The organism is Chamaesiphon sp. OTE_8_metabat_110 (assembly GCF_031382685.1).
Lineage (GTDB): Bacteria > Cyanobacteriota > Cyanobacteriia > Cyanobacteriales > Chamaesiphonaceae > Chamaesiphon.
In genome coordinates this window covers 1-5138 of record NZ_JANMZA010000388.1, presented here as the reverse complement: position 1 = coordinate 5138, position 5138 = coordinate 1, and the positions used below count along the sequence as shown (strand labels likewise).

Genomic DNA, 5138 nt, shown 5'->3' with positions numbered 1-5138 from the left:
TCACTTGCCAACGATTTATTTCCAGATCGTTCGGCGCGGCATGTTTGCGATTTGGTGGAGCGCCTGGAGCGAGATTTAGTGGAATCTCCGTCAAATCATTCACTGTTTCAGTCGAGTATTTTACCTTCAGGCGGTGTCGAGATGCCGCTGATGATTTGTGCGAGTCAATCCGATCCGGTAATTAAATTAGCTGCTTCATACGGCTGGAATAATTATCTTAAACCTATAGATAGAATTTGGCACATTTCCACTGGGGGACACTTCTTTCATCACATGAATTCAGAAGTAGTCAGTTATCAAATCCAAAAGTTTTGGCAAGAGCTAGAACCAGAGATCGCCTTTCATCAACTTCTGAAAGTGGAGTTGAATTGAGCGGCGGTGAAATTAGAGCCAAAGGTAAGATGATGCTGACGATGACTGAGATGAGTAGACTCTACTACCAAGCTCCAAGTCTTCAGGGAGTTTAGTGCAGCATTGCCTGTAACGATCGAGTATTGGCGAGGACTGCGGTAAGATCGGAAGGAGAATCACCAGTGAGAAGCCCATGACCGATCGACCCCAATCCACAACACCAAACAATAAATCTGTAGTTGAAGCTTATCTAGCCGCGCAACAAAATAGTGGCGCGAATGCGACACCGGAGTTAGGTTTAGGAACGATCCCGGCAGCACCGGAGGGATTTCGATCGGGATTTGTGGGGATTATTGGCAGACCGAATGTGGGTAAGTCTACGCTGATGAACCAACTGATCGGTCAAAAAATTGCGATCGTCTCTCCAGTCCCCCAGACAACTCGCAACCGCTTACAGGGCATCCTGACTACCGATACGGCGCAAATGATCTTTGTGGATACGCCCGGAATTCACAAACCCCATCACAAACTGGGGGAAGTGTTGGTGAAAAATGCTCAAAGTGCGATCGGGGCGGTAGATGTCGTCTTATTTGTAGTCGATGGGATGGAAATTGCTGGCGGTGGTGACAGGTTTATTGCCGAGTTGCTGGTTAATGTCAAAACGCCAATTATTTTGGGAATTAATAAAATCGATTTGCGTGAAGATCTGAGCCGTTCGCATTTAGACGCGATCGATGGTAGCTATCTCGAACTCGCTCAAACTCACAATTGGCAGGTAGTGAACTTTTCGGCGGTGACGGAAACAGGGTTAGATCGATTGCAGGCTAGTCTGAGTGAAAATCTGGAAATCGGCCCTTATTATTACCCACCCGAATTAGTCACCGACCAGCCGGACCGGTTTATCATGGGCGAATTGATTCGCGAGCAAATCATTTTACTGACGCGGGAAGAATTGCCGCACTCAGTGGCGGTGACGATCGATCGAGTTCAGGAAGATGCCAAAATTACTCGCGTCCTAGCAACAATCTATGTCGAACGCGATTCGCAAAAAGGCATCCTGATCGGCAAAAGCGGGCAAATGCTCAAGCAAATCGGTAGTAATGCACGCGAGCAGATGCAAAAACTGATTGCGGGCAAAGTATATCTAGAACTATTTGTGAAAGTGCAGCCGAAGTGGCGACAATCTGGCTTGCGACTGGCAGAACTAGGTTATCGAGTGGACTAGTACTCTACGGCATAAATTTAGTTACTATTTTGAGGAGACTGGGGGGACTGGGGGAAAAAGGAGACTGGGGGACGAGGAGACGGGGAGACGGGGAGACTGGGGGACAAAGGAGAAAAAACTTTATTTAGATGTACTCTGGTTTCATTCTTCTGCTTGGTGCGCTAGCTTTGAAACCATAAAAGATCTGCATTTGCAACGTTAATTATGCTGAAATTGCTGTAAAGTTACCAATTAAGCTCTGCTGCACTAGATTTCTGGCTTGTAGAGACTGGCTGGAGGATTTAGCATCCGCAATTCTCAATTCTCAATTCTCAATTCTCAATTAATTTAACCCCTCATCCCTAACCCCGAGATCATGGTATCAGCCCCCCGCCGGGACAGCATCGCTCCGATAGTCGAACCGCAAGTCGATCCGTATACCCTAGCGCAGATGGGGATTGCGATGCTGATCGATCTGGCGCAGCGAGGTGAAATCGATCCTTGGGATGTCAAAGTCATCGATGCGATCGATCTGCACTTGAGCAAGCTACCCTTACAAGCCGATGCGTCTTTAGCGCACAAGCAAGCCAATCTCTCCCAATCGGGACAAGCCTTTTTGTGGGCGGCGATGCTCGTACTGCTCAAAGCTCAAAGCCTGGAGCAAAGTCAATCCCCAGGGGAAGATTTTGACTTCATTGAAGAAGAGTTGGACTTTGAAGTGATGACCACATCGGGCTTACCGCGTAACCTCGAACGACACATTCGGCGCCGTCTAACATCGCCCCCACCGCGCACGCGTCCGGTGACACTCGAAGATCTGATCGGACAGCTCCGCCAAATTGCGGATAAGATTGCCGAGCCAACTTCCCGTCGCCGCTCCTTGCGGGGGAAGGTGATGTCAGTCAAGCAAGCCACCAAATCGATCGTCGGACTAGCTCATGATGAAAATTTAACAGAAATGGCAGCATTAGTATCCGAATTTCTCGTCAGCTATACCAGCCAGACCGATTTATGGACGCTTGAAGAGCTAGTGGATATTTGGTCTGCTAAATTTCCGCCTGCACCCGGACAACATCATGGCTCCAATCACGATCGCGTTGGCGTATTTTGGGCATTGCTACTGCTATCAGCTCAATCCAAAGTCGAACTACATCAAACCGAATTTTATCAAACACTCACAATTCGGCGGCTCAATGAGGCAGATCTCAGCCAGATGAACTGACGACGGCAACCGGGAGACAGCTAGAGCGGTCGATTACCAACCGATCGCCAGTATTATCTAGAAATCCTCACATTTGCCTGAATATCGGTCTAAACGCGCGATCGTACTGGTGTCGGTGACAATCGATCGCTGTTAGAGTAGATATCATCGGGAGTTTAAGTATTCAAGATTTAATATGAAAGCAATGATTCTGGCTGCGGGAAAGGGTACGCGCGTGCGACCCATTACTTACACGATTCCCAAGCCATTGATTCCCATTCTACACAAGCCAGTGATGGAATTTTTGGTAGATCTGCTCAAGCAGCATGACTTTACCGAAATCATGGTTAATGTCAGTCATCTTGCCAAAGAAATTGAAAGTTATTTTCATGATGGTCAAAGATTCGGCGTACAAATTGCTTATTCCTTCGAGGGGACGATTCAAGAAAATGGCGAACTAGAGGGGAAGGCACTCGGTTCGGCTGGCGGAATGCGCCGGATTCAAGATTTTTATCCCTTCTTCGACGACACTTTTGTAGTGCTGTGTGGCGATGCACTCATCGATCTCGACCTCACCGCCGCTGTCAAGTGGCATCGGGAAAAAGGTTCTCTGGCGACGATCGTGACCAAATCAGTACCTCGCGAAGAGGTTTCTAGTTATGGGGTAGTTGTGACCGATGAGCATGGCAAAATTCAAGCATTCCAAGAAAAACCCACAGTAGAAGCGGCACTGAGTACGAATATTAATACTGGTATTTATATTTTTGAGCCAGAAGTTCTCAACTATATTCCTTCCGGTCAAGAGTTTGATATTGGCGGCGACCTCTTTCCGAAACTGGTAGAAATGGGTGCCCCTTTTTACGCGATCGCGATGGATTTTCAGTGGGTAGATATTGGGAAAGTACCCGATTATTGGCAAGCAATTCGGAGTGTTTTAATGGGCGAAGTAAAAAATGTCCCCATTCCAGGAATTGAGGTTGCACCAGGCATCTTTACGGGAATTAATGTCGCGGTGAATTGGGACAAAGTAGACATTACTGGCCCAGTCTATATCGGTGGCATGACCAAGATTGAAGATGGAGCCAAAATCACTGGCCCCACAATGATCGGTCGTAATTGCCATATTTGTAGTGGCGCACACATCAATAACAGTGTGGTTTTTGAGTATTCTCGAATTGCTGACGTAGAGCTGACGGACAAATTAGTATTCGGGCGATATTGTGTCGATAAAGATGGTGCGACGATCGACGTTCAAGCCGCAGAATTAGATTGGTTGATTACTGATACTCGCAAACCGATCGAGAACATTAAACAACATCCTGCTAAAGTGTTTGCTAACTCTTTTAATGTTAGTAATATTACTGTTCCCTAAGTAATTAAACTAGGGATAGTTTATCGAGATAGCCTGGGTGAGTTGCGATCGCCTGGGCTATTCTTGCGGCCATAATAATCTCACTGACAATATGGCAAAGCCTAGTGCGGCAAAGCCTTTTAGTACTTTCGCTGGCAAAAATGCGGCAATTTCACCACCTGCTAAAACACCGATCGAACTCGCCAATAATAGAGCAGCAACCGAACCAAAAAATACAGCCCGAGGATGTTGGCTGCTACCACCTAAAGCGATCGCGGCTAATTGGCTTTTGTCACCAATTTCAGCGATAAATACCGTCATAAATGTTAAGCCGAGGAGTTGCCAATCCATAAATTTAGTGGGGAGATGGGAGATGGGAGTGGGGGAGTGGGGGAGTGGGGGTGTGGGGGTGTGGGGGAGACTGGGAGACTGGGCGTTAGAGGATCGTTCAGAATCCATTTACTATTCACTATCCACACTTCGGCTGTACTTCGGCTGTCGCTCAGCACAAGTCGCTCAGTGCAAGCTATCCACTATCCACTATTCACTAAAGTACTCTAATAATACTGGGGATACTAGCGATCGCGTCTAGTTGCTTGATTTCGGCTAATGCCGAGCTGAAATCGCTTTCAGAGACATCGTGAGTGACGACGACAATTTCGGCGCGGTCTCCTTGGAATCCAGTTTGGACGATCGATTCGATACTGACATGATGCGAGCCAAAGCAGGTGCCCAACTCACCAATCACCCCCGGCACATCCATGCAGGAGAATCTCACGTAGAAACTGCTGCGCAGGCTGGATAATGGAGCCATCGGACTATAGCGATCGTGACTGCAACTCAGCAGCGGATGTAGTGCCGTATTTGGTGAATTTACCACATCTTCACGGCTGGGTTTGGATTGGATGACACCGACGAGCGCCACCAGATCGGAGACAACCGCCGAAGCTGTCGCCCCAGCCCCTGCACCAGGGCCGAATAACATCACTTGTCCGAGGGGTTCGCCTTCGATGAGAATCGCGTTGTAGACG

At 47.9% G+C, this 5138-nt stretch carries 5 protein-coding genes and 1 pseudogene; 4 read left to right on the top strand and 2 right to left on the bottom strand.

What is annotated here, in order from left to right:
* The 4 genes and pseudogenes from RMO52_RS14245 to RMO52_RS14230 form a co-directional block, all read left to right on the top strand.
* Positions 1 to 372, top strand: a pseudogene (locus RMO52_RS14245) (alpha/beta hydrolase); the annotation flags it as partial.
* A gap of 172 nt (positions 373 to 544) precedes the next feature.
* A complete protein-coding gene (gene era, locus RMO52_RS14240; RefSeq protein WP_310415345.1) occupies positions 545 to 1576 on the top strand; it encodes a GTPase Era in 1032 nt (343 codons plus the stop codon).
* A 355-nt stretch (positions 1577 to 1931) separates the two neighbouring features.
* A complete protein-coding gene (locus RMO52_RS14235) occupies positions 1932 to 2777 on the top strand; it encodes a segregation/condensation protein A (protein ID WP_310415342.1) in 846 nt (281 codons plus the stop codon).
* A 175-nt stretch (positions 2778 to 2952) separates the two neighbouring features.
* Entirely contained in the window at positions 2953 to 4128 is a 1176-nt protein-coding gene (locus RMO52_RS14230; protein WP_310415338.1) for an NDP-sugar synthase, read from the top strand.
* A 57-nt stretch (positions 4129 to 4185) separates the two neighbouring features.
* Here the strand turns inward: RMO52_RS14230 and RMO52_RS14225 are convergent, their stop codons facing one another.
* The gene (locus RMO52_RS14225; RefSeq protein WP_309741092.1) at positions 4186 to 4458 is read right to left on the bottom strand and encodes a TMEM165/GDT1 family protein; all 273 of its coding nucleotides are present in this window, start codon (positions 4456 to 4458) and stop codon (positions 4186 to 4188) included.
* Positions 4459 to 4654: 196 nt separating this feature from the next.
* On the bottom strand, positions 4655 to 5138 hold a 484-nt coding region (locus tag RMO52_RS14220; RefSeq protein ID WP_310415335.1), incomplete at its 5' end, for an ACT domain-containing protein.